Below are 23,251 nucleotides of genomic sequence, written 5' to 3' on the forward strand. Positions count from 1 at the left end.
ACTAAAGCGACTTCGGCAAATAGCGCCAGGTGATAAAGCCGCAAACAGCGGCCAGAATGCCCAGCGTCACGAACACCGAGCCGAGGCCGAAAAACGCCAGCACCACCGAATAGACCAGCGGCGGCGTCAGCTCGGAAAAGTCGAGAGGTGCGGTAGACCGCGGCCATCTGCGCCCGCTCATAGGACCGCACCGAGCGCATGAAGGCGGTCGAGCCCAGTGCATCGAGCGCGATGGTGAAGAAGGCGCCGCAGAGCAGGAAAAAGCCCGTAAGCAGCGGCGCGGTAGTGCCGACCGCGCCCGCCGCAAGCAGCGTCGCCGACATCGCGAAATAGGCGAAGGTCATGGTGCGCCGGCCGCCGAAGCGTTTTCCCGCTTTGCCCCAGAAGATCGCCATGAACAACACCGCATTGCCGGCCGAAACCAGCAGGCCGCCGGCAAGCTTGCCCTCGCCGGTAATCACCATGAACAGCGGCCCGTAGACGAAGAACGTCGTCCAGAAGCATGACCGGCCGAAGGCGATCAGCCAGGCCAGCCTGAGCCTGGGTTGTGCTACGAAGCGGCCGATATTGGCCAGCGGATTGGCCGGCCGCGTCTTGCCGGGCCGGATCGACTGGTTGTCGCCCAGCCTGTAGGTCCAGAACAGCGCCAGCAAGGCCAACGCAAACACCGCCACCGCGCCATGCGCGGCATAGATGCCGTAGCGTGTGTAGAGGAAGATGCCGAGTGTCGGCCCGCCGGTCCAGGCCAGCATCGACCACGCCATGCGCAGCGATTCGGCCTGCATGAAATCGGTCTTGCGGATGTGGTCCATGATGTAGAGGTTGAGCGTGATCGACAGGGCGCTCGCCCCCATGACGCGGCACAGCATGCCTGCCAGTTGCCCGGCAAGCGTGTGGGTGACGAAGAACAGAGAGCCTATCGCCAGCAGGCAGGCGCCGGCGGTATAGACCCAGCGCCGGGCAAACCTGCGGATCAACATAGGCATGAACAAGGTCACCGACAGGCCGAGCAGCGCCACGATGGTGTAGAGGATCGAGACGATCTGCTCGTTGTGCAGAATCTCATAAGCCTGGATCGGGATGACGCTCGATACCGTGGCGCGGGCGAAGGATTCGACCGCATAGAGCGAGGCAAAGGTGCGCGCATCCGCCGGACGCAGGGCTGGCAGCCAGATCGGATGGCGCACATGGGTGGACATTTGATCCCCAAATCAGACTCGCAGCCCAAATCTGCGCTGGCGCTTCCTCCGCCGGTAACAGGAAACCGACCCCTTCCCGGCAAAAAGCGAATTCGGCCAAAGGCTTTCCGGCTCTGGCCTAAAGCGCCGCCCGATGCAGCCGCACGGCGCGACCCGGAGCGTAGAGGGCGGCCTTCTTTTGTCCGGTGCAACCGTGATAGTCGTCTTTGGGGCTGAATCAGATCGCGAGACCATGAGCATCCATACCGCACCCCCTGGAGATCAACTGAAGCGAGATCAACCGAAGCGCATCGTCGCCATCGATGTCGTACGCGGCATCGCGCTGATCGCCATGGCGAGCTACCACTTCACCTGGGATCTCGAAAATTTCCACTACACCGACCCCGGCCTCACCGCCGTCGGCTGGTGGAAGATCTATGCGCGCTGCATCGCCTCGACCTTCCTGTTCCTGGTCGGCGTCAGCCTGTTTCTCGCTCATGGCAGGCAGATCCGCTGGACCGGCTTCTGGAAACGTTTTGCCATGGTCGCCGTCGCGGCCGCCGCCATATCGGCGGTCACGTACTTCATCACGCCGGACAGCTTCATCTTCTTCGGCATCCTGCATCAGATCGCGCTGGCCAGCCTGCTCGGCCTTTTGTTCTTGCGGCTGCCGTCCTTGCTGACGCTTGTCGTGGCGGCGGTGGTGATCGCCGGGCCGATCTATTTCCGATCCGAAGCCTTCGATCATCCGGCGCTGTGGTGGGTCGGCCTGTCGGCGATCAACCCGCGCTCCAACGATTACGTGCCGCTGTTTCCCTGGTTCGGCGCCGTGCTTCTCGGCATCGCCGCGGCAAAGTTTGCGTCCACCACCGGCCTGCTGGCGCGGCTGGCCACGCTGGGATCGGGAAGCTGGACCAGGCCGCTCACCTTCATCGGCCGCCACAGCCTGGCTTTCTACCTGATTCACCAGCCGCTGCTGTTCGGCTGCGTCTGGCTGTTCTCGCAGATCGCGCCGGCGCCGGTCGAGACACGGGAAGTGGTCTTCCTCAAGGAATGCCAGGTATCCTGCGAACAGCAGCGCGACACGGAGTTCTGCACCAGCTATTGTGTGTGCATGCTGGACACGCTGCAAAGCGAAGCGGCATTCGACCGGCTCTACAATGGTGACCAGACCCCGGAGTTCAAAGCGCATCTCGGTGAACTCGCCGGCATCTGCACCGCAAGGACGGAGGAGAGTCCGATGACGCAGGGAGGGCAACAATGACCGACAAGCTAGCAAAACCCGGGCTGGCAAAACCCGATCTACCGAGACCACGGCTGATCCCGTGGCCGCCGCTGATCTACATCGCCGCCATCGCCATCAGCATCGTGCTCCGCCTGTTCTATCCCCTGCCCTGGATCGGCGACCTCTTGGGCGACCTTTTGTTTGCCGCCGGCTTTGTGGTGCTGTTTGCCGTCGCAGCCCTCTGGTTCACCGCTATCCGCACCATGATCCGGGCCAAAACGACGATGAACCCCAATGGCGTGCCGGAGCATCTGGTGACGTCTGGCCCGTTCGGCATCACGCGCAACCCGATGTATCTGGCCAACACGCTGCTTTTGATCGGCGTCGCCTTCGTCTCGGGGATCGTATGGTTCCTGCCGCTGGCCCTGATCGCGGCTTTTGCAACGCAGAAGGTCGCCATCGAGAGCGAGGAGAAGGTGCTGTTCGCCAAATTCGGCAAGAAGTACCGCGACTATGCGAAGCGGGTCAGGCGCTGGATCTGAGGCGGGTGTGATCGCTGGCAGGGTTCGCATGCCTTGGCGACTAGCCGAAACGCCCATCTCTTCGTCATCCACGGGCGAAGCAAGGAGCGTAGCGGCGCAGCGCAGACCCGAGGATCCATGCCGCGACGTACAGGCGTTGCCACGTCCAGAATTCTGCACCGCTGCACTCCACGGCCAATGTCACGGAATGGATTCTAGGGTCTCCGCGACGGAGCCTCGCTCCTGCTTCGCCCTAGAATGACGAAGTGTGGAAGGGCTCCGCTAATCGCGAACGTTTGCGACGGGCGCGCAAACGCTCGACGATCCGCTCAGGTATTTACCCCCAACTCCACCAGCCGCTCGACGCAAGACTCCTCCGCCTGGTCGAGCTCCGCCAGCGTCTCCTCGAGATCGCGGCGCTTCTGGCGCAAATCCTCGCGCTTTTCCTCGATGCGCTTGATCATCAGGTTGAGTTGACCGACCTCGCCGGGCGGTTCCTTGTACATCTGGATGATTTCGCGGATCTCGTTGATCGAGAAGCCGAGCCGTTTTCCGCGCATGATCTGACGGATCAGATGCCGGTCAGATGGGCGAAACAGCCTTGTGCGGCCCCGCCGGACCGGTTGCACCAGCCCCTCGTCCTCATAGAAGCGCAGCGTCCGCGTCGACACGTCGAATTCGCGGGTCAGTTCGGTGATTGAATAATATTCCCGCATCTTTGCTCCAAATGTCGGAACATCGGAAAACGCCCGGTCGCCCGGGATTTCCAACGCATTCCGATCAACCCCGTTCCAAGCCGGACTCGGCATGAAACCCCGCGCAAGCCTCGCACCACATTTACGTAAAAGTCAATTGAACCCGCAACGCCTCTTTCTCAAGGGATAGCGAACCACCAGGTGGCCAGCCCGAGGAAGGCAAAGAAGCCAACGACGTCGGTGACCGTAGTGACGAAAACCGCCGACGCCACCGCCGGGTCGATCTTGAACCGGTCGAGCAATAGCGGGATCAGGATACCGGCAAGGGCTGCCACGAACATATTGATGATCATCGCCGCCGCTATGATGCCGCCCAGATTGGGATCGCGGAACCAGACGGCCGCGACGATGCCGATCAGCACGGCGAAGATGATGCCGTTGATGGAACCCACGCCCATTTCGCGGCGGATGATGCGGCCGGCATTGTAGATGTCGAGATCCCTGGTCGCCAGCGCGCGCACGGTGACGGTCATGGTCTGCGAACCGGCATTGCCGCCCATGCCGGCCACGATCGGCATCAGCACGGCCAGTGCCACAATGTGCTCGATGGTGCGGTCGAACAGCCCGATCACCGAAGCCGCCAGGAACGCAGTCAGAAGATTGACGAGCAGCCAGGGCACGCGCGAGCGCGAGGTCGAAAGAATGCTGTCGGACAACTCTTCGTCGCCGACGCCGCCCATGCGCAGCAGATCTTCCTCGGCCTCCTGCTGGATGACGTCGACTACGTCGTCGATTGTCAGCACGCCGACCAGCCGCTCGTTCTCGTCGACGACGGCGGCGGACAGAAGATCGTATTGCTCGAAGTCCCGCGCCGCCTCTTCCTGGTCCATGGTGGCCGGAATGGCGTGCCTCGTCTCGTGCATCACGTCTCCGACCTTGGTCGTGCGCTTGGTGCGCAGGATCTGGTCGAGGTCGATGGCGCCGAGCAACTTGAAGCTTGGATCGATGACGAAGATCTGGCTGAAGCGCTCGGGCAGGTTCTTGTCTTCGCGCATGTAGTCGATGGTCTGGCCTATGGTCCAGAACGGCGGCACAGCGACAAATTCGGTCTGCATGCGGCGACCGGCGGTCTCTTCCGGGTAGTCGAGCGAGCGGCGCAGCCTGATCCGCTCGGTGAACGGCAGCTGCGACAGGATCTCGTCCTGGTCTTCCTTTTCAAGGTCTTCGAGAATGTAGACCGCGTCGTCGGAATCGAGGTCCTGCATGCCCTGGGCAATTTGCTCATTGGGCATTTTGTCGACGATATCGCGGCGGATCGCCTCGTCGACCTCGGTCAGCGACGAGAAGTCAAAATCGGCGCCGAGCAGTTCGACAAGGGCGCGACGCTGTTCGGGGTGCAGTGCCTCGAGCAGATCGCCAAGTTCCGACTGGTGCAGGTCGTCGACTTCGCGCTTCAGCGTCAGCGTATCGCGATCGGCGATCGCCGCCCCGATCTGGGCGAGGAATGATGACAGGACGGCGCCGTCCTCGCCATAGATGTCGGCGTGGGCATCGTCAGCGGCTTTGGCGCCGGTCTTCTGGTCGTCCTGGCGTTCCACCAGCGGCTCCCGCCATGGGAATTTCGGAAAAGGTGCCTGTCAGGTCTAGCGCGCAACGCACGGGAATATCAAACGAAATGCGCCCCGCCCTGCATATGGGCGAGAGTGATTTCATCAGGATATGACGCCGCCCAGGATTCAGGCGGCGCGACAGCACATGTCGCTGGGGAAAGAGCACCCGAGCACGGTTGGGGCAGAATTGTCATGATGCAGGTCCTGCCATCTGCCGGACCCGCCCAGGCCAGGAACCAGAACAGCCGGAAGCCCTTGAAGATCAGGTCACAGACGCAGAAGGCAATCGAGGAACGGCGCGTGCGCGTGGTCGTCGCCGAACGCAATCCGCTCGTCATATCGGCGCTGCGCGACATGCTGGACTGCGACGGGCGCTTCGATCTCAGGGCCTGCGTGCAAAGCGGCAGGCATTTTCTGGAATTGGCAGCCGAAGCGGAATTCGACGTCGCCGTTATCGGCTGGAAGCTCTCCGACATGGACGGCGCCGATGTGCTGGCCGAGGTTCACAGCCGCAAGCTCGGCGTGCGCATCGCGGTGTTTTCCAACGACCACGACATCGGCATCCTGAAGCAGTGCGTGCGGCTCGGCGCCCAGGGCTACTGCTTCCAGTTCGACGATCCGGCGATCATCTTCGAGACCATCCTGGCCGTCGCGCATGGCCGCATCTGCATCCCCTACATTGACATCAACAAGGTCAACGACACACCCTTGTCGCTGCTCACCGTGCGCGAGCGCGAACTGCTGGCGGTGCTGTCCGACGGCTGGACCAATTTGCAGATCGCGACGCGTACCGGGATTTCCGAGAACACGGTGAAGTATCACCTCAAGAATCTCTACGACAAGCTCGACGTCCGCAACCGGGCGATGGCCGTCGCGCTCTATGCGCGCGAGCGGCGTACCCAGAAGCAGCCGTTCGGGTAGGCAAGCGATGAGCCGCGGGTAGGTCACCCGGGTAGGCAGCCCCCACCCGCGCGCGGCAAGATGTTACCCCTTGAGGTGTTGTCGCCTTTAGCCGTCGAAACGAAACTCCCCATCACCGCTTTGCTGGATCAGGAGGAGTTCGCGACATGGCCGGTTTCACCCATCTTTTCATTCCCGGACCGACCAACATCCCCGAACAGGTCCGGCAGGCGATGAACCTGCCGATGGAGGACATGCGCGCCGCCTCCTTCCCCGATCTCACGCTACCGCTGTTCGAAGACATCAAGACGGTGTTCAAGAACGAGACCGGCCGCGTCTTCATCTACCCCTCCTCCGGCACCGGCGCCTGGGAAGCGGCGATGACCAATGTGCTCAGCCCCGGTGACCGCGTGCTGATGTCGCGCTTCGGCCAGTTCTCGCATCTGTGGGTCGACATGGCCGAACGGCTCGGCTTCGAGGTCGATGTCATCGACTGCGAATGGGGAACCGGCGTGCCGCTCGAGCTCTATGCCGAGCGGCTCAGGGCCGACAAGGCGCACCTCATCAAGGCAGTCTTCTGCACGCAGAACGAGACCGCGACCGGCGTGACCAGCGACGTCGCCGGCTGCCGCACCGCGCTCGATGACGCCAACCACCCTGCTTTGCTCTTCGTCGACGGCGTCTCGTCGATCGGCTCGATCGACTTTCGCCAGAAGGAATGGGGCGTCGATTGCGCGGTCAGCGGCTCGCAGAAGGGCTTCATGCTGCCCGCCGGCCTCGGTTTCCTCTCCGTCAGCAAGAAGGCGCTGGTGGCCTCGCGGAGCGCCACCCACCGCCGCTGCTTCTTCTCCTTCGAAGATATGATCCGCGCCAACGACGCCGGCTATTTCCCTTATACGCCGGCTACTCAGCTGCTGCGCGGCCTGCGCGCCTCGCTCGACCTGATCGCCGAGGAAGGGCTGGAAAACATCTTCGCCCGTCACCATCGCCTCGCCGAAGGCGTGCGTAAGGCGGTCGACGCCTGGGGCCTGAAGCTCTGCGCCAAGGCGCCGAAATGGCACTCCGATACGGTCAGCGCCATCCTGGTGCCGGACGGCGTCGACAGCGGCGATGTGGTCAAGCGCGCCTACCAGAAATACCAGACCGCGCTCGGCGGCGGCCTTAACAAGGTGATCGGCAAGGTCTTCCGCGTCGGCCATCTCGGCTGGCTGAACGAGGTGATGGTGCTGGCCTCGCTCTCGGCCGCCGAAATGGCGCTGCTCGACTGCGGCGTACGGCTGGCGCCCGGCTCCGGCGTCGGCGCCGCCATCCAGCACTTCCGCGCCTCGGCCGCCGTGCCGGTCGCCGAAGCCGCCTGAGGGAGCCAACGATGAGCCACACCATCAACCATCTGAAGAAACTCCGCCTGCAGCGCAGCGAACTGGCGGTTCCCGGCTCCAGTCCGGAAATGATCGACAAGGCGGCCAACAGCGCCGCCGACTTCATCTTCCTCGACATCGAGGACGCCGTCGCCCCGCCCGACAAGGAGCGCGCCCGCAAGAACATCATCCAGGCGCTCAACGACATCGACTGGCGCGCCAAGGGCAAGACCGTCTCGGTGCGCATCAACGGGCTCGACACCCATTACATGTACCGCGACGTGGTCGACGTCATGGAGCAGGCCGGCGACCGGCTGGACACCATTTTGGTGCCGAAGGTCGGCGTGCCGGCCGACCTCTACATGGTCGAGGCCATGGTCAACCAGATCGAGATGGCAAAGGGCTTCAGGACCCGCGTCGGCCTCGAAGCGCTGATCGAGACCGCGCTCGGCATGGCCAATGTCGAGGCGATTGCCGCGACACCCGGCCGGCTGGAAGCCATGCATTTCGGCGTCGCCGACTATGCGGCAAGCTGCAAGGCGCGCACGGTCAACATTGGCGGCCTCAACCCCGACTATCCCGGCGATCAGTGGCATTTCGCTCTGTCGCGCATGACCGTCGCCTGCCGCGCCTATGGCTTGCGCGCCATTGACGGGCCGTTCGGCGACTTCTCCGATCCGGAGGGCTACATCGCTGGCGCCAGGCGCGCGGCGGCGCTGGGCATCGAAGGCAAGTGGGCGATCCACCCCTCGCAGATCGCGCTTGCCAACGACGTCTTCTCTCCACCGGAAAAAGAGGTCACCCGCGCCCGGCGCATCCTCGAAGTGCTGAAGGAGGCGGAGGCGCAGGGCAAGGGCGCGGCCGCCCTCGACGGCAAGATGATCGACGCCGCGTCGGAACGCATGGCGCGCAATGTTCTGGTGGTCAACGAGGCAATCGAACGCGCCGGTCAATTCTCTAGTGAGCCGCGCGTCGCCACGCATTGACCGTTCAGGGAGGACAAAATGGACATCCACGAATATCAGGCCAAGGAACTGCTGGCACGCCACGGCGTGCATGTGCCGCGCGGCGGGCTGGCCTACAGCCCCGAGCAGGCGACCTACAGGGCCCGCGAGATCGGCGGCGCCAAATGGGTGCTGAAGGCGCAGGTGCATTCCGGCGCCCGCGGCAAGGCCGGCGGCATCAAGCTGTGCGCCAATGACGAGGAGATTTCCAGCGCGGCCGAGGGCATGCTCGGCCGCAAGCTGGTGACACAGCAGACCGACCCGCGCGGCAAGCTGATTTCGCGCCTGTATCTCGAGGAAGCCGTCGATATCGCGCAGGAGCTCTATGTCGGCTTCGTGCTCGACCGCAAGGAAGAGCGCGTCATGATCGTGGCGTCCGCTGCCGGCGGCATGGAGATCGAGGACATCGTCGAGAAGGCACCGAACTCCATCCTGCGCACATCGGTCGATCCCGGCGTCGGCATGCAGCGTTTCCAGGCGCGCGAGATCGCCTTCGGGCTCGGCCTCGACCACAATCTGATCGGCAAGGCGACCGAAACCATCTTCGCCTGCTATCAGGTGTTCCGCGACTACGACGCCTCGATGCTGGAGATCAATCCGCTGGTGGTGACCCGCGACGGCAATCTGATCGCGCTCGACGCCAAAATGTCGTTCGACGAGAACGCGTTGTTCCGCCGGCCGGAAATCTCCGAGCTGCGCGACAAAAGCCAGGAAGATCCGCGCGAAACTTTTGCCAGCGACCGTGGCCTCTCCTATGTCGGCCTCGACGGCAACATCGGCTGCATCATCAATGGCGCAGGGCTCGCCATGGCGACCATGGACATGATCAAGATCGCCGGCGGCGAACCGGCCAACTTCCTCGACATCGGTGGCGGCGCCTCGCCGGAGCGGGTGGCGAAATCCTTCCGCGCCGTGCTCGGCGACAAGAATGTCGAGACCATCCTGGTCAACATCTTTGCCGGCATCAACCGCTGCGACTGGGTCGCCGAAGGCGTCATCAAGGCGATCCGCGAGGTCGGCGTCAACGTGCCGCTGGTGGTCCGTCTCTCCGGCACCAGGGCCGAGGAAGGCCGCCGCATCCTGGCTGATTCCGGCGAGGCGGTGATCGTTGCCGGCACGCTTGCAGAAGCCGCCGAAAAAGCCGTCGCCGCATGGCGCTCGGCCACCAAGAAAAAAGCAGCCTAGAGCCGGATGATTTCAGGTCGAATCGACCTGAAATCTGAATCCGTCTCTAAAATCAAACAGATGGAGCATGATGTCGTCCGAAAACCGCTTCACACTTTTCGGCATCATGCTCTAGGGAGGTCGAGAAAATGGCAATCCTGCTCAACCGCAGCACCCGCGTCATCGTCCAGGGGTTCACCGGCAAGATCGGCAGCTTCCATGCCGACGACATGAAACGCTATGGCACCAAGCTGGTCGGCGGCGTCACCCCCGGCAAAGGCGGCCAGAAGCATCTCGGCCTGCCTGTCTTCAACACGGTCAAGGGCGCGGTGCGCGAGACCCGCGCCGAGGCCAGCATCGTCTTCGTGCCGCCGCCCTTTGCCGCCGATTCGATCATGGAAGCGGCGGACGCCGGCATTAAACTCTGCGTCTGCATCACCGACGGCATCCCGTCGCAGGACATGATGCAGGTCAAGCGCTACATGCTGCGCTACCGCTACGAGGACCGCATGCGGCTGATCGGGCCGAACTGCGCCGGCGTCATCACGCCCGGACAGGCGCTGATGGGCATCATGCCCGGCAGCATCTATCTGCCTGGCCGCGTCGGCATTGTCGGCCGCTCGGGAACCCTGGGCTACGAGGCGGCGTCGCAGATGAAGTCGCTCGGCATCGGCGTCTCGACCAGCGTCGGCATTGGCGGCGACCCGATCAACGGCTCCTCCTTCAAGGACATGCTGAAACTGTTCGAACAGGATGACGACACCGACGCGGTGGTGATGATCGGCGAGATCGGCGGACCGCAGGAAGCCGAAGCCGCGATCTGGGCGCGCGACAACATGAGGAAGCCGCTGATCGCCTACATCGCCGGCCTCTCCGCCCCCAAAGGCCGCCGCATGGGCCACGCCGGCGCCATCATCTCGGCCTTCGGCGAGTCCGCGCAGGAAAAGGTGGAGATCCTCAAGGACGCCGGGGTGATCATCGTGCCGACGCCGTCGTCGTTTGGTGAGGTGGTTGCAGAGACGCTATCACGTATGAAGAAGGCCGCCTGAACAGCGGCCTTCGCGTTCGACCGCGCCTCATGCCGCCTTGTCGGCTGTCGGCTTCGCGACCTTGGTGCGGGTGGCGCTGCGGCGGCCGTCGACGCTGACCGGAACGTCGCCGTCGACCGTGGCGCGACGCACCACCCGGTGCTGGTCGCCATAGTCGTTGACGGCGTAGTGCTGCGTCGCGCGGTTGTCCCAGATCGCCACATCGCCGGCCTTCCAGCGCCAGCGCACGGTGTTCTCCGGCGCGGTGACATAGGACTGGAAAACCTCGTAGAGCTTCGCCGAATCGCTTTTGGAAAGACCGATCAGCCGTTGCACGAAATTGCCGAGCAGCAGCGTGCGCTCGCCTGTTTCGGGATGGACGCGGACGACGGGATGCTCGGTCTCGTAGATCGTCGAGGTGAAGATTTCCTCGAAGTGCTTCTTTTCCGCAGCACTCGCACGCGGCCGCGCCGCGGCGTAATCGTAGGCGTTGCTGTGCACCGCCCAAAGATTGTCGGCCAGCAGCTTCAACGGCTCGGGCAGGTCCTGATAGGCGGCCGCGGTGTTCGACCAGATGGTGTCGCCGCCGGCCGGCGGTATGACGACGCCGCGAAGAACGGAGAATTTCGGATAGGCGTCGACGAAGGTGACATCGGTGTGCCATTGGTCGGCGCGACCGCCGCCACGGCTGGAATCGAGTTCGAGAATGGACGCCGTTCCCTTGACGGGACCTTGGGTCGGATGCGGGACGAGGTCGCCGAGACGCTGGGCAAAGCGCTCCTGCCCGGCATCGTCGAGATGCGCCTGGTCGCGGAAGAACACCACCTTGTGCCGCAACAGGATCTGGTTGATCGCCGCGACCGTCTGCTGCGGCAGATCGCCGGAGAGCCGTATGTTCCTGATCTCTGCGCCGACGCGTCCGGTAAGCGGGACGATATCGGCATCCGGGATGATCTGCTCTACGGGGGTAAGTCTGGTCATGGGAACCTCTGTCCTCTAAGGCCGCGGGGCTGCTGGCAATGCTCCGCCGTCTGCCGGCCGCATAGCGATCGGCGGAGCAACTCCCTCATCGGGAGCCGACTTGCTTGGCAACGAGAGCACTGATCTCAACTCAGGAGGCGAAGGCCGCCAAGGCTTGCGAGCAGTACCGAGATCCCATTCAAAGCGTAATTCTACAAATTCCATAGACATTTCTTTTCAAAGTTCGGCGGCCCTGAGAAAAATGCCTTCTGTCCAATTCGTTCGTGAGCGGCAGGCGGTGGAGCGCTGCGCGACGCGGCCCGCACCAGTAGTGACGCTGTCGTATCCCCTTCGATATTGGAGATGGCGGGTGAATTGCATGCCTGATATTGATGGCTTCCACGCATCACGCAGGCGCCGAGATGACAGACTCCGATAAGGCTGACGCTGTCGAGCAATTGCTCGATACGCCTGACCTCGCCACCGCGCTGGAAAGCGACCAGTTCAAGAAATTTCTCGACCAGATGCCGATCGCGATCGCCGTCTCGGAATTGATCGCGAAGGAACGTGTCGTCTACGCCAATCCCGAATTCGAGAAGCTCTCGGACCTCAAGGCGCCGAAGCTTGCGCGGGAAAACTGGGCGGCCCTTTCCGGCAGGGGGCTTCATCGGCAGAAGGACAGGCCGCTCGCCGAGGCTGTCGTTGAAGACACCGATTTCGTCGGCACATTTCGCCTCGAGCGCGGCGAGGACAAGCCGGCAATCGTCGACGTTTATTCCAACGTTATCGAGGACGACAACGGCAAGCTCTGCTTCCGGCTGGTGGCGCTTGTCGACGTCACGGCACACGGCGAGACCGAGGACGCGCGACCCGCGGAGGAGCTAATCCGGGAGAAGGACACCCTGTTGCGCGAACTGCAGCACCGGGTGAAGAACAATCTGCAGATGATCACCGCTTTGATCCGGATGGAAACCCGCAACGCCACCGAACCGGACCAGAAGCGTTTCGAAAGGCTTGCCGGCCGGGTAGACGCATTGGCAATCCTTTACCAGACCTTGTCGGCTGACCAGCAGAAGGATGAGGTGGATCTTGGTGTGTATCTTAGCCAGATCGCGTCCGCCGTCATGGCGTCGCACGCAGTCGAAGGTATCCGCCTTGACCTTAAGGTGGATACCTATCCGGTATCCATCAACGTTGCCATGCCGACAGGCCTGGTCGTCAATGAGTTGCTGACCAACGCTCTCAAACATGCATTCGTCGGTCGCGATGGCGGCACGATCACGCTGCACAGCGTCGTCAGCGGCGACGGTTGCCGGGTGACTGTCGCCGATGATGGGATCGGTCTGCCGACAGGTGAGACCTGGCCCAGGCCCGGCAAGCTCGGCTCCCTGATCGCGCGGTCGCTGACCGAAAATGCCAAAGCGCAATTCGACGTCAAGTCGAGTGCCGGCGAGGGAACCAGGGTCACCATCGTCTTCAAGCGATCGGCGGCGACGGACTGAGGCTATGCTACGACGCGCCGGCAAATCCCGGCCAGGCAGGTGCTTCGGGCGCTCGCGGGTGTGGCCTTAAGTCGCAAACGATTTGGCTGCAGAAGCGGGGCGCCGGGCTTCTTTGACGGTGCGATAAGCACCATATGTGGTCCACAGCCCTCCAAAACGAGAGAAGCTCGCTCCGGCGGGTCGCACCGCGGCCGTCAGCCGGCAATGGCTATGAACCAGGAAACTGAAAACCATCATGCATGAAAATATCAGACCAGCGTCTAGAGACGTCCCCCTCATTCAGCTAGGCCTCAACCAGTGCCGCTTCCCGGTGAGCGAAGACCGCTCGGTACCCGGTGGCTACCGTTTTTGTGCCGGGCCAACGTCGCCGGATCGCGTCTATTGCGATCACCACCACACCGTCGTGACGGCCGTTGACCCTCGTCGAGCCCGTCCGGGTCTCCATTTCCCTCAACGACGCGCCGCTTAGGTCAACCACATCCCCTGCCCCGCCACCGGCAAAGCCGGGGACTCAGGTGCAGGAGGCTGGCCGGTGCGAGCCAAGCGGCGTTCGCGTGCGGCTCTGCGACCTCTTGTTGCAACTCTGCTGCGGCCGGTTCAAGCGCCAAAGGCGATGATTTGGCGTCGACGGCCTGAGAAGCCGCAATGATTTCAATGGCCGAAAAATTATGGTGCGGTCGAGAAGACTCGAACTTCCACGGGTTGCCCCACAGCGACCTCAACGCTGCGCGTCTACCAATTCCGCCACGACCGCCCGTGGTAGGAGCCGGAACGAACCGGCTCGCGGCGTGTAGCAAATCGTTTCCTGCGAAACAAGGGCGCGGCGCGCAATAATCGCCGCGAATTGGCATATCGGCCTCTACAGCGCCGCGCGTCCTGTGGGACGCGCAAAGGACGCTGCAGCACTTTGATTTGGCGCATGATCCTTTCCGAAGATCGTTCCTATCTTCGGGGTCGTGCGCGAAGGCCGAAATGCGTGGCGAACTGGACGTTTCAGCCGGATACCGCCATATGAAGGGCAAATGCATTTGGCCCCAGAGCGCAAGGCGGTTTCGCCAAGCCGGCGTGCATCACGCGAAAAACGAAAAAGCCATGACCGAACGCAGCCAGATCGCCACGTCGTTCCTGCCCTTGCCGGGTTCGGCGCCGGTCGAATGGCGCATCGAGCCCGGCCTGACCGGCTACACCGATGCGCTGGCCCTGATGGAAGCGCGCGCCGAGGCGATCCGCGCGGGTGCAGCCGCCGAGATGGTCTGGCTGGTCGAGCATCCGCCGCTTTACACCGCCGGGACCAGCGCCCGCATCGAGGACCTGATCGACCCCGACCGTTTCCCGGTCTTTGCCGCCGGGCGCGGCGGCGAATACACCTATCACGGGCCGGGGCAGCGGGTTGCCTATGTCATGCTTGACCTGAAGCGCCGGCGTGAGGATGTGCGCGCCTTCGTCGCCTCGCTCGAGCAGTGGATCATCGGCACGCTTGCCGCCTTCAATGTACGCGGCGAACGCCGCGAGGACCGCGTCGGCGTCTGGGTGGTGCGGCCCGAGCGCCCGTCCCTGCCCGACGGCTCGCCGGCTGAAGACAAGATCGCGGCCATCGGCATCCGGCTGCGGCGCTGGGTGAGCTTTCATGGCATTGCCGTCAATGTCGAGCCGGATCTCAGCCATTTCAGCGGCATCGTGCCATGCGGCGTGCCGGATCACGGCGTCACCAGCCTCGTCGATCTCGGCCTGCCCGTAACCATGGCCGATTTCGACCTGGCGCTGAAATCCGCCTTCGAGGATGTTTTCGGGGCAGCGAAGTCAACTTCTACAGAACCGGCTCGCAAGGCCGGCTGAGTCTCGCCTCGACCAACGCTCAAAGCAACCGCGCCGAGGCCCACAACAGCCCGAAACCGTGAATGGCGAAGACGGCCAGCAGCGCGCCGGCCATGGCGAAACGATCGAAGATGCGGATCGGCTTCAATTCGTGGCGCGGTTTTACCCCGCTACCCACTGTCATCAGGCTGAGGATGGCAAAGACGGCGCCCGCCACCAGCAGAAAGCTTTGGGAAAAGCCGGCCAGCCAGCCAAGCCACAGCAAGGCCGAGAGCAGGGAAAACGAGGCGAGCGCCAGGGCGGCCGGCCCCGGGCAGATCTGGCGCAGCACCTGACCGCCGTCGAATTTCCACACCGGCACCAGATTGGCGATGTTGAACAATGCGGCAACGCCGGCGAGCGTCGCCAGAAGGGCCGCGGCGAGCCGATGTCCCTCGCCGGACGCGAGCCCGCTGGCGACGATCAGCAGCGGAACCAGGAACGCGGAAAAGCCGGCGCCCATCAGCGCCACGAAGGCGACCTCGAAGCGGCTGTCATAAGGCCGGCCACCAATGGCGATGCCGCCGAGCAGCGGGATAAAGATCATCCGCGCCTTGCGATGACCGGTCAGCCGGAAGGCCGCCATGTGGCCGAACTCATGCAGGGCGACCACCGAGGTCAGGATCGCGGCCAGCGCCAGGCCGCCGAGATTGAGCCCGAAGAACGGCCACAGGATGAAAGCCGAAAGAACGGCGAAACCGACCTGGCTCAGCGGATGCTCGAACCAACCGCCCTTGCGATATTGTCCGGTCCTCGCCCAGACCTCCAGCTTGCCGAGCTCGCGGCGCATGGCGAAGTAGCGGAACACCAGGAAGGCGACGCCGCGATAGCGATCGGTCTGGCTGAGCGTCACCCGCGTGCCGGCACCTTCCGAGGTGAGTTCGGTGGTCTCATAAAAATCCTTCCAGAACGACGCGTCGAGCGCGGTATCCTCGATGACCCGCATCGAAAAACGACTGCCTTCGACGACGTCCTCGAAGCGCGACCCGCGCTCGATCGGCTGGCCGTCGCGGCCTTCCCAGGACAGCACGATGCGGGTCGTGCCCTGCCCGTCCAGCGGCTGCGCCTTCAGTATCTCGCCGGACCAGCCGGCATCGCTGCCGAGCGGCCACAGCGCCTGCCAGAGGCGCTGCCGGTCCATTGCGACCACGCGGCTGAGCCTCACCGTGCGCAAACCGAGCGGCGCGGTCATCAAAAGGAAAATCAGTCCGAGATTACCGGCCACGAGAAGGGCCGTCACGATCGGCGACACCTGAGGTTTTTGCTCCCTGTCTTGGCGGGGCAGCCTAGCGTCATGGCGGCAAGAAAGGCTTAACGGCACAGCGCCTTCCTGCCCGCCTAAAACAGTGCGGCGAACCGCAGTTGCATCACATGGCGCCGATCCAGACAGCCATGGAAACCAGAAACGCACTCATGCACACCAACGAAACGACGTCCTGAACAAGATCGCTCATAACTCTCTCCTGTTGTTGATATGTTCGTATTTTGTTCTAACTTTGTTCGAAAGTCAACGAGCGGAAAGCGGCATGCCGACGAATCCTGACAGCCGGTTTGGGCAGGGTTAAGGAAAGGTTGACGGGGTGACGGCAGTGCTGACGCAGGGCGCATCGCATGCCTTTGCGATCGGGACACGCACCAATCACTTCGTCATCCTAGGGCGGAGCAAGGAGCGCAGCGACGCGGCGCAGACCCTAGGATGAGGAAGTTGGGGCCTACAGCGGAACGACCTTGCCATCCGCCAGCGTCACCCGGCGGTCCATGCGCGAGGCGAGTTCGTGATTGTGGGTCGCGATCAGCGCGGCAAGGCCGGACTGCTTGACCAGCGCGCCAAGCGCCTCGAAGACATAGGAGGCGGTGACCGGGTCGAGATTGCCGGTCGGCTCGTCGGCGAGCAGCAGCAAGGGCGCATTGGCGACCGCGCGGGCAATGGCGACGCGCTGCTGCTCGCCGCCGGACAGCTCCGACGGACGGTGCGACGCGCGCTTGCCGATCTGCATATAGTCGAGCAGCTGTGCTGCGCGCTCCGACGCCTCCTTGCGCGAAAGCCCTTTGATCAGCTGCGGCATCATGATGTTTTCCAGTGCCGAAAACTCCGGCAGCAGATGATGGAACTGATAGACGAAGCCGACATCGTTGCGGCGGATCGCCGTGCGTTCGTCGTCGGAGAGCCGTCCGCAGGCGCGGCCGGCCAGAATGACGTCACCGGCGTCGGGGCGCTCGAGCAGGCCCGCCGTGTGCAGCAGCGTCGACTTGCCGGTGCCCGACGGCGCCACCAGCGCCACCATCTCGCCGCGCTTCAGCGAAAAGTCGGCGCCGTTCAAAATGGTGAGCTTGCGCGGCCCCTGGACATAGTGCCGCTCGACGCTCTTCAGCTCGATAATGATCTCGGACTTCATTCGTATCTCAAGGCCTCGACCGGATCGAGCCGTGCGGCGCGCCATGCCGGAAACACCGTTGCCAGGAAGGACAGGCCGAGCGCCATCAGGATGACATAGGTGGTCTCGCGCGGGTCCATCTTTGCCGGCAGCTGGCTGAGGAAATAGAGCTCCGGGTTGAACAGCACCTTGCCGGTCATCCAGGAGAAGAACTGGCGGATGGATTCGATGTTGGTGCAGATGAGCACCCCGAGCAGCACGCCGGCCAGCGTGCCGGTGACGCCGATCGCAGCACCCGTCATCAGGAAGATGCGCAGGATGGCGCCGCGCGAGGCGCCCATTGTGCGCAGGATGGCGATATCGTGGCCCTTGTCCTTCACCAGCATGATCAGGCCGGAGATGATGTTGAGCGCCGCCACCAGCACGATCAGCGTCAGGATCATGAACATGACGTTGCGCTCGACCTGCAGTGCTGAAAAGAACGTCTCGTTGCGCTGGCGCCAGTCGACCATGTCGATCGGCCGTTGCGCCGCCGCATCCACCAGCGGTTTCAGCGCGTCGACATTATCGGGATTGTCGACATAGATCTCGATCGTCTGCGCCCTGCCGTCCATGTTGAAATAGAGCTGCGCTTCGGAAAACGGCATGTAGACGATGGAGCTGTCATATTCCGACATGCCGACCTCGAAGATCGCCGCCACCTTGTAGCCCTTCAGCCGCGGCGTCGTGCCCATCGGCGTCACATCGCCGTCCGGCGAGATCAGCGTGATGGTGTCGCCGAGCACAAGGCCGAGATTCTCCGCCATGCGCTTGCCGATAGCGACGCCCTCGCCGGAGTCGAAGCCGTCAAGCGTGCCTTGCTTGACGTTCTGGGCGACGATGGCGATCTTGCCGAGGTCTTCGGCCCTGATACCGCGCACCAGCGCGCCCATGCCGCCGCCGACATTGCCTTGCGCCAGCACCTGGCCGTCGATCAGCGGTATCGCGTATTTGACGCCGGCCACGCCGTTGATGCGGGCGGCGACCTGCGCATAGTCCTCAAGCGGCGAATCCAGCGGCTGCACGATCAGATGGCCGTTGACGCCGAGGATGCGGGTCAGAAGTTCGGCTCGAAACCCGTTCATGACAGCCATGACGACGATCAGCGTGGCGACGCCCAGCATGACGCCGAGGAAGGAGATCGAGGCGATGACCGAGATCACCGTCTCCTTGCGGCGCGACCGCAAATAACGCCAGGCGACCATGCGTTCGAACATGGAGAACGGGCCGGCGACCGGAGACTTGGTGACCGGAGACTTGGCGACCGGAGACTTGCCAACCGGAGACTGGGCTACCGAAGACTTCGCTGCCGCGGCTTCGCTCATACGGTTGCACCGAAGCGTTTCCTGGCCTCCGCGACCGGCAGCGTCTCGCGCTCGCCGGTCCGGCGGTTCTTGATCTCGATCTCGCCGGCGGCCACGCCGCGCGGCCCGACGATCACCTGCCAGGGCAGGCCGATCAGGTCTGCGGTGGCGAACTTGCCGCCCGGCCGCTGGTCGGTGTCATCGTAAAGCACATCCTTGCCGGCGCTGGTGAAGGCGGCGTAGAGCTCGCCGCAGACGCGGTCGCACTCGGCGTCGCCGGCCTTCATGTTGATCAGGCCGATGTCGAACGGCGTCACCGCTTCCGGCCAGATGATGCCGTTATCGTCATGGCTGGCCTCGATGATCGCTGCGACCAGCCGCGACGGACCGATACCGTAGGAGCCGCCGGAAACGAAATGATCCTTGCCGTCGGGCCCGGTCACCTTGGCGCCCATGGGCTTGGAATATTTGTCGCCGAAATGAAAGATGTGGCCGACCTCGATGCCGCGCGCCGAGACCCGGTCGGCCTCGCCAAGCTTGTCCCAGGCCGCCTCGTCATGCATCTCGTCGGTGGCGGCGTAAGGCATCGTCCACGTCTTCACGATGTCGGCGATCTCGCCGTCATTGCCGAAGTCGGTTTTCTCGCCGGGCACCTGCAGCGACAGATATTCGCGGTCGCAATAGACCTGGCTCTCGCCGGTGTCGGCCAGGATGATGAATTCATGGCTGAGATCGCCGCCGATCGGCCCGGTGTCGGCCCGCATCGGAATGGCCTGCAGCCCCATGCGCGTGAACGTTCGGAGATAGGATACGAACATGCGGTTATAGGCGGCCTTCGCGCCCTCGAAATCGAGGTCGAAGGAATAGGCATCCTTCATCAGGAATTCGCGCGAGCGCATGACGCCGAAGCGCGGCCGCACCTCGTCGCGGAACTTCCACTGGATGTGGTAGAGGTTTAGCGGCAAGTCCTTGTACGACTTGACGTAGGCGCGCACGATCTCGGTGACCACTTCCTCATTGGTCGGACCGTAGAGCATGTCGCGGTCCTGCCGGTCCTTGATGCGCAACATCTCCTTGCCGTAATCGTCATAGCGGCCGCTTTCGCGCCACAGATCGGCCGACTGGATGGTCGGCATCAGGATTTCCAGAGCGCCGGCGCGGTTCTGCTCCTCGCGGATGATGCGGCAGACCTTGTCCAGCACCAGTTTGCCCAGCGGCAGCCAGGAAAAGCTGCCCTGCCCCTGCTGGCGGATCATGCCGGCACGCAGCATCAGCCGGTGCGAGACGATCTCGGCCTCGCGCGGATTTTCTTTCAGGATGGGCAGGAAAAACTGCGACAAACGCATGGACAGGTCCGTGAGAGAGGAGGCTGCGCCGGAATCGGCGCGGCTGGCTTGCTTGCCCCGGCTTCATAGCTATTTCGTGACGGAATGGAAACCCGACCGGCCGTATCGGCCCGAAATCGCAAAAATCGATTCTTCTTCCAAAGACCTTCGCACCGAAAACGATAATGCTTCTGACGCAAAGTGATCGCCTGACTGCAAAGTCCTCACACACGCTTTGCGCGTCCGGGCGACGCGGCACACCTGACCAGATTAAGGCGGCAGCCCCGGTGTTGTTCGTTTCGCAAGCAAAGCCTGCCGCACTATTGTGCACTGCAGCACAGATTGCCCGATTGCGGGCAAAATTCTGCGTGACAATTTCATCAGGGTTAGGCTAGTGTGCCCCGATAACCGAGAGGGTAGAGAAAAATCTGCTCTCCTACGCGGTCAAAGTCTTGGGAGGATGCGATCTAGGCGCGGTTACCCGCTGCCGCCGGAAACCGGAAAACAGATCGGAACGCGTTTAAATTGCAAGGCCTTGTGCCTTGCATTTTTTTTGCCCGATCATCTGGTTAGATCAACCTGTTCCCAAATCACGTGAGCTTGCGTCAGCCTGACACCAAGGCGTGATTCTAATGCGGGTGGGCCATGCCTGACCGCCGATTGCGCATCGCAAGCTGGTGAGACAAAACCTGAGTTTGGCGCTCCGAAACAGGCACAAACATCCCAGCCGATCTGCCGGCGTGAAAGTGTTTAGTTAGCCGGTGCCTGGCTGGCTTCGGGGATGATGTGCGGGACTTCGTCGAGGCTGTAGCCCAGCCCGTGCGTCAGGCTGTAGAAAACCCCCATGACGACAGCCGTGACGATGGTGGTGCGGATCACGGCGCGCAGCATATGCGGCCCGCGCGGCGCACTCGCAACCGTGCCCAGCGTCACGTCCTGGTCGTCATCCTGCGTCTTGACGCTGAACGGCAGCACGATGAACAGCATCAGCCACCAGGTGATGAAGAACAGCGCGGCAAACGAAATCCAGCTCATGCCTGCTCCAGTTCGACCAGCGTGCCGAAGAAATCCTTGGGATGCAGGAACAGCACCGGCTTGCCGTGGGCGCCGGTTTTGGGATTGCCGTCGCCCAGCACGCGGGCGCCGCTCGCTTTGAGGTGATCGCGCGCGGCAAGGATGTCGTCGACCTCGTAGCAGACATGATGCATGCCACCCGAGGGGTTCTTGTCCAGAAAGGCCGCGATCGGCGACCCCTCGCCCAGCGGCTCCAGGAGTTCGATCTTGGTGTTGCCGACATCGACGAACACCACGGTAACGCCATGCTCGGGCAGCGCTTGCGGCGCGGTGACCTTCGCGCCAAGCGTATCGCGATAGGCCGCAATCGCCGCGGCCAGGTCCGGCACGGCAAGCGCTATATGGTTCAGGCGTCCGAGCATGAAGTGCTCCACAAGTTAAGAGAGTAGGGAATGGGCAGTAGGCAGTAGTGATACATCTGCATTTTTCTCCACTGCCTACCGCCTACTGCCTATTCCCTCACCTCGTCACAAACACCGTCACCAGCGGCTTCTTGCCCCAGGCCTCGTTGGCGGCGCCGCGCACGGCGCGGCGCACCGCTTCCTGCACCAGATCGAGGTCCTTGCGGCGCTGGCGAGGGATCGAGTCGACCGCGCCGACGGCCGCGTCGAGCATCAGATCTTCCATGTTTTCGCCACGGGCATCGGCCTCGGCGACGCCGATGGCGACCAGATCGGGATCGCCGGCGAGCTCATATTTGTCGTCGAGCACGACATTGACCGCGACATGGCCGGCAAAGGATAGCTTGCGCCGGTCGCGTATGCCCATCGCCTGGTCGGTGCCGATCAGCCTGCCGTCCTTGTAGATGCGGCCGAACGGCACCTGGTCGATGATCGTGGCCGGACCCGGCGCCAGCCGCAGCATGTCGCCGTCGCGCACTTGCGCCACCTGGCCGATGCCCGACGTCGACATCAGCGACCCCTGCGCCACCAGATGCGCGGCTTCGCCGTGCACGGGAACGCCGATCTGCGGCCGCACCCATTCATACATCCTGCGCAATTCGCTGCGGCGGGGATGGCCGGAGACATGCACAAGCGCGTCGCCATCCTCGATGATCTTGATGCCGAGGTCGATGAGGCGGTTCTTGATCTCGAGGATCGCCTTCTCGTTGCCGGGAATGGTGCGTGAGGAAAACACCACCGTGTCGCCGGCCGTCAGCGACACCGATTTCATCTCGTCGCGCGAAAGTTTTGCCAGTGCCGCCAGCGCCTCGCCCTGGCTGCCGGTGCAGATGATGACGAGGTTCTCGCGCGGGATGAAGCCGAAATCCTCTTCGGCGATGAACTCCGGCAGCCCGTCCATGTAGCCGAGCTCGCCGGCGACATCGATGACCCGCTTCAGCGAGCGGCCCAGCACCAGGCACTGGCGGCCGGCATCGCGCGCCGCCTTGGCGATCGAGACGATGCGCCCGACATTGGAAGAGAAGGTGGTGACGGCGACACGGCCGACAGCGCTCTGGATGACGCCCCTGAGGCCTTCGCCCACCGCCACTTCCGACGGCGATTCGCCTTCGCGCAGCGCATTGGTGGAATCGCAGACCAGCGCCAGAACGCCCTTGTCGCCATAGGCGCGAAACCGCGCCTCGTCGGTTTTCGGACCGATCGTCGGTTCCGGATCGATCTTCCAGTCGCCGGTATGGATGACGGTGCCGGCCGGCGAGGTGATCGCCAGCGACATCGGCTCGGGGATCGAGTGCGCCACCGGAATGGCCTCGATCGAGAACGGGCCGACAGTGAATGTTTCGCCTGCCCGGTAGATCGTCACCGGAATTTTCTTCGGCGCGCCCTGCTCGCCCTGGCGCTTGGCGTCCAGCAGTCCGGCGCTGAACGGTGTCATCCACACCGGCGCCTTCAGCTTCGGCCAGATGTCGAGCAGCGCCCCGTAATGGTCTTCATGCGCGTGGGTGATGATGATGCCGCGCAGGCCGGCGAGGTTCTCCTCGATGAAGCGCGTATCGGGCAGGATCAGGTCGACGCCAGGATGCGCCGCATCGGGAAAAGTCACGCCGACATCGACGACGATCCACTCGCGCGCGCTAGGCGGCCCATAGCCGTAAAGGGCGAAGTTCATGCCGATCTCGCCGACGCCGCCGAGCGGCACGAAGACGAGTTCGGCGTTTTGCGCTTTCGCCATCA

Annotated in this window: 20 protein-coding genes, 1 tRNA gene and 1 pseudogene; 10 read left to right on the forward strand and 12 right to left on the reverse strand. The window is 63.3% G+C overall.

Annotation, left to right across the window (positions count from 1 at the left end; translation table 11 throughout):
• Position 1: 1 nt before the first annotated feature.
• Positions 2 to 1,199, reverse strand: a pseudogene (locus tag NKI10_RS07120) (MFS transporter).
• A 232-nt stretch (positions 1,200 to 1,431) separates the two neighbouring features.
• On the opposite strand from NKI10_RS07120, the gene NKI10_RS07125 reads away from it, so the two are divergent.
• Positions 1,432 to 2,442 (forward strand): acetyltransferase domain-containing protein, encoded by a 1,011-nt coding sequence (locus NKI10_RS07125; RefSeq protein ID WP_352859326.1) that lies wholly within the window; start codon positions 1,432 to 1,434, stop codon positions 2,440 to 2,442.
• The gene (locus NKI10_RS07130; RefSeq protein WP_352859328.1) at positions 2,439 to 2,945 is read left to right on the forward strand and encodes a methyltransferase family protein; all 507 of its coding nucleotides are present in this window, start codon (positions 2,439 to 2,441) and stop codon (positions 2,943 to 2,945) included. The genes NKI10_RS07125 and NKI10_RS07130 overlap by 4 nt, the downstream gene beginning before the upstream one ends.
• 308 nt (positions 2,946 to 3,253) lie before the next feature.
• Here the strand turns inward: NKI10_RS07130 and NKI10_RS07135 are convergent, their stop codons facing one another.
• Both NKI10_RS07135 and mgtE read right to left on the reverse strand, forming a co-directional pair.
• Positions 3,254 to 3,640: a MerR family transcriptional regulator gene (locus tag NKI10_RS07135; protein WP_023685221.1), complete on the reverse strand. Its 387-nt coding sequence runs from the start codon at positions 3,638 to 3,640 to the stop codon at positions 3,254 to 3,256.
• 158 nt (positions 3,641 to 3,798) lie between these two features.
• Complete coding sequence (gene mgtE / locus NKI10_RS07140) at positions 3,799 to 5,217, reverse strand: magnesium transporter (RefSeq protein WP_352859330.1); 1,419 nt, start codon at positions 5,215 to 5,217, stop codon at positions 3,799 to 3,801.
• Positions 5,218 to 5,529: 312 nt separating this feature from the next.
• Here mgtE and NKI10_RS07145 point away from each other — a divergent pair, with 312 nt between their 5' ends.
• The 5 genes from NKI10_RS07145 to sucD all read left to right on the forward strand — a co-directional run bounded on the left by NKI10_RS07145 (position 5,530) and on the right by sucD (position 10,704).
• Positions 5,530 to 6,150, forward strand: coding sequence for a response regulator transcription factor (locus tag NKI10_RS07145; RefSeq protein WP_032910960.1), 621 nt, complete (start codon positions 5,530 to 5,532; stop codon positions 6,148 to 6,150).
• A gap of 146 nt (positions 6,151 to 6,296) precedes the next feature.
• Positions 6,297 to 7,487: an aminotransferase class V-fold PLP-dependent enzyme gene (locus tag NKI10_RS07150; protein ID WP_352859332.1), complete on the forward strand. Its 1,191-nt coding sequence runs from the start codon at positions 6,297 to 6,299 to the stop codon at positions 7,485 to 7,487.
• An 11-nt stretch (positions 7,488 to 7,498) separates the two neighbouring features.
• Complete coding sequence (locus tag NKI10_RS07155) at positions 7,499 to 8,473, forward strand: HpcH/HpaI aldolase/citrate lyase family protein (RefSeq protein ID WP_023690973.1); 975 nt, start codon at positions 7,499 to 7,501, stop codon at positions 8,471 to 8,473.
• Between the two features lie 18 nt (positions 8,474 to 8,491).
• Positions 8,492 to 9,676 carry a malate--CoA ligase subunit beta gene (locus tag NKI10_RS07160; protein WP_023739131.1) on the forward strand — a complete coding sequence of 395 codons (1,185 nt, stop codon included), beginning with the start codon at positions 8,492 to 8,494 and terminating at the stop codon, positions 9,674 to 9,676.
• A gap of 128 nt (positions 9,677 to 9,804) precedes the next feature.
• Positions 9,805 to 10,704, forward strand: coding sequence for a succinate--CoA ligase subunit alpha (gene sucD, locus NKI10_RS07165; RefSeq protein WP_023827344.1), 900 nt, complete (start codon positions 9,805 to 9,807; stop codon positions 10,702 to 10,704).
• A 27-nt stretch (positions 10,705 to 10,731) separates the two neighbouring features.
• On the opposite strand, the gene NKI10_RS07170 is transcribed toward sucD, so the two are convergent.
• Positions 10,732 to 11,664, reverse strand: a complete 933-nt coding sequence (locus NKI10_RS07170) for a TauD/TfdA dioxygenase family protein (protein ID WP_352859336.1) — start codon at positions 11,662 to 11,664, stop codon at positions 10,732 to 10,734.
• A 401-nt stretch (positions 11,665 to 12,065) separates the two neighbouring features.
• Here NKI10_RS07170 and NKI10_RS07175 point away from each other — a divergent pair, with 401 nt between their 5' ends.
• Together NKI10_RS07175 and NKI10_RS07180 are read left to right on the forward strand one after the other, a co-directional pair.
• Complete coding sequence (locus NKI10_RS07175; protein ID WP_023685214.1) at positions 12,066 to 13,145, forward strand: sensor histidine kinase; 1,080 nt, start codon at positions 12,066 to 12,068, stop codon at positions 13,143 to 13,145.
• A gap of 235 nt (positions 13,146 to 13,380) precedes the next feature.
• Positions 13,381 to 13,614, forward strand: coding sequence for a GcrA family cell cycle regulator (locus NKI10_RS07180; protein WP_081726779.1), 234 nt, complete (start codon positions 13,381 to 13,383; stop codon positions 13,612 to 13,614).
• Between the two features lie 200 nt (positions 13,615 to 13,814).
• On the opposite strand, the gene NKI10_RS07185 is transcribed toward NKI10_RS07180, so the two are convergent.
• Positions 13,815 to 13,899, reverse strand: a tRNA-Leu gene (locus NKI10_RS07185).
• Between the two features lie 338 nt (positions 13,900 to 14,237).
• Here NKI10_RS07185 and lipB point away from each other — a divergent pair.
• Positions 14,238 to 14,981: a lipoyl(octanoyl) transferase LipB gene (gene lipB / locus NKI10_RS07190; RefSeq protein ID WP_352859338.1), complete on the forward strand. Its 744-nt coding sequence runs from the start codon at positions 14,238 to 14,240 to the stop codon at positions 14,979 to 14,981.
• A gap of 19 nt (positions 14,982 to 15,000) precedes the next feature.
• Here the strand turns inward: lipB and NKI10_RS07195 are convergent, their stop codons facing one another.
• The 7 genes from NKI10_RS07195 to NKI10_RS07225 form a co-directional block, all read right to left on the reverse strand.
• On the reverse strand, positions 15,001 to 16,251 hold the full coding sequence (locus NKI10_RS07195; RefSeq protein ID WP_352859340.1) for a site-2 protease family protein: 1,251 nt from the start codon (positions 16,249 to 16,251) through the stop codon (positions 15,001 to 15,003).
• Positions 16,252 to 16,711: 460 nt separating this feature from the next.
• The gene (locus NKI10_RS07200) at positions 16,712 to 17,395 is read right to left on the reverse strand and encodes an ABC transporter ATP-binding protein (protein WP_023685211.1); all 684 of its coding nucleotides are present in this window, start codon (positions 17,393 to 17,395) and stop codon (positions 16,712 to 16,714) included.
• On the reverse strand, positions 17,392 to 18,630 hold the full coding sequence (locus NKI10_RS07205; RefSeq protein WP_031197678.1) for a lipoprotein-releasing ABC transporter permease subunit: 1,239 nt from the start codon (positions 18,628 to 18,630) through the stop codon (positions 17,392 to 17,394). Before NKI10_RS07205 ends, NKI10_RS07200 begins: the two co-directional genes overlap by 4 nt.
• A 104-nt stretch (positions 18,631 to 18,734) precedes the next feature.
• The gene (proS, locus tag NKI10_RS07210) at positions 18,735 to 20,063 is read right to left on the reverse strand and encodes a proline--tRNA ligase (RefSeq protein ID WP_023714314.1); all 1,329 of its coding nucleotides are present in this window, start codon (positions 20,061 to 20,063) and stop codon (positions 18,735 to 18,737) included.
• 729 nt (positions 20,064 to 20,792) lie between these two features.
• Positions 20,793 to 21,077 carry a DUF1467 family protein gene (locus NKI10_RS07215; RefSeq protein ID WP_023670803.1) on the reverse strand — a complete coding sequence of 95 codons (285 nt, stop codon included), beginning with the start codon at positions 21,075 to 21,077 and terminating at the stop codon, positions 20,793 to 20,795.
• A complete protein-coding gene (gene mce / locus NKI10_RS07220) occupies positions 21,074 to 21,478 on the reverse strand; it encodes a methylmalonyl-CoA epimerase (protein ID WP_023698333.1) in 405 nt (134 codons plus the stop codon). The genes NKI10_RS07215 and mce overlap by 4 nt, the downstream gene beginning before the upstream one ends.
• A gap of 97 nt (positions 21,479 to 21,575) precedes the next feature.
• Positions 21,576 to 23,249, reverse strand: a complete 1,674-nt coding sequence (locus tag NKI10_RS07225) for a ribonuclease J (RefSeq protein ID WP_023690300.1) — start codon at positions 23,247 to 23,249, stop codon at positions 21,576 to 21,578.
• Between the last annotated feature and the right edge of the window lie 2 nt (positions 23,250 to 23,251).

The organism is Mesorhizobium sp. M0802 (assembly GCF_040320115.1).
Taxonomy (GTDB): domain Bacteria; phylum Pseudomonadota; class Alphaproteobacteria; order Rhizobiales; family Rhizobiaceae; genus Mesorhizobium.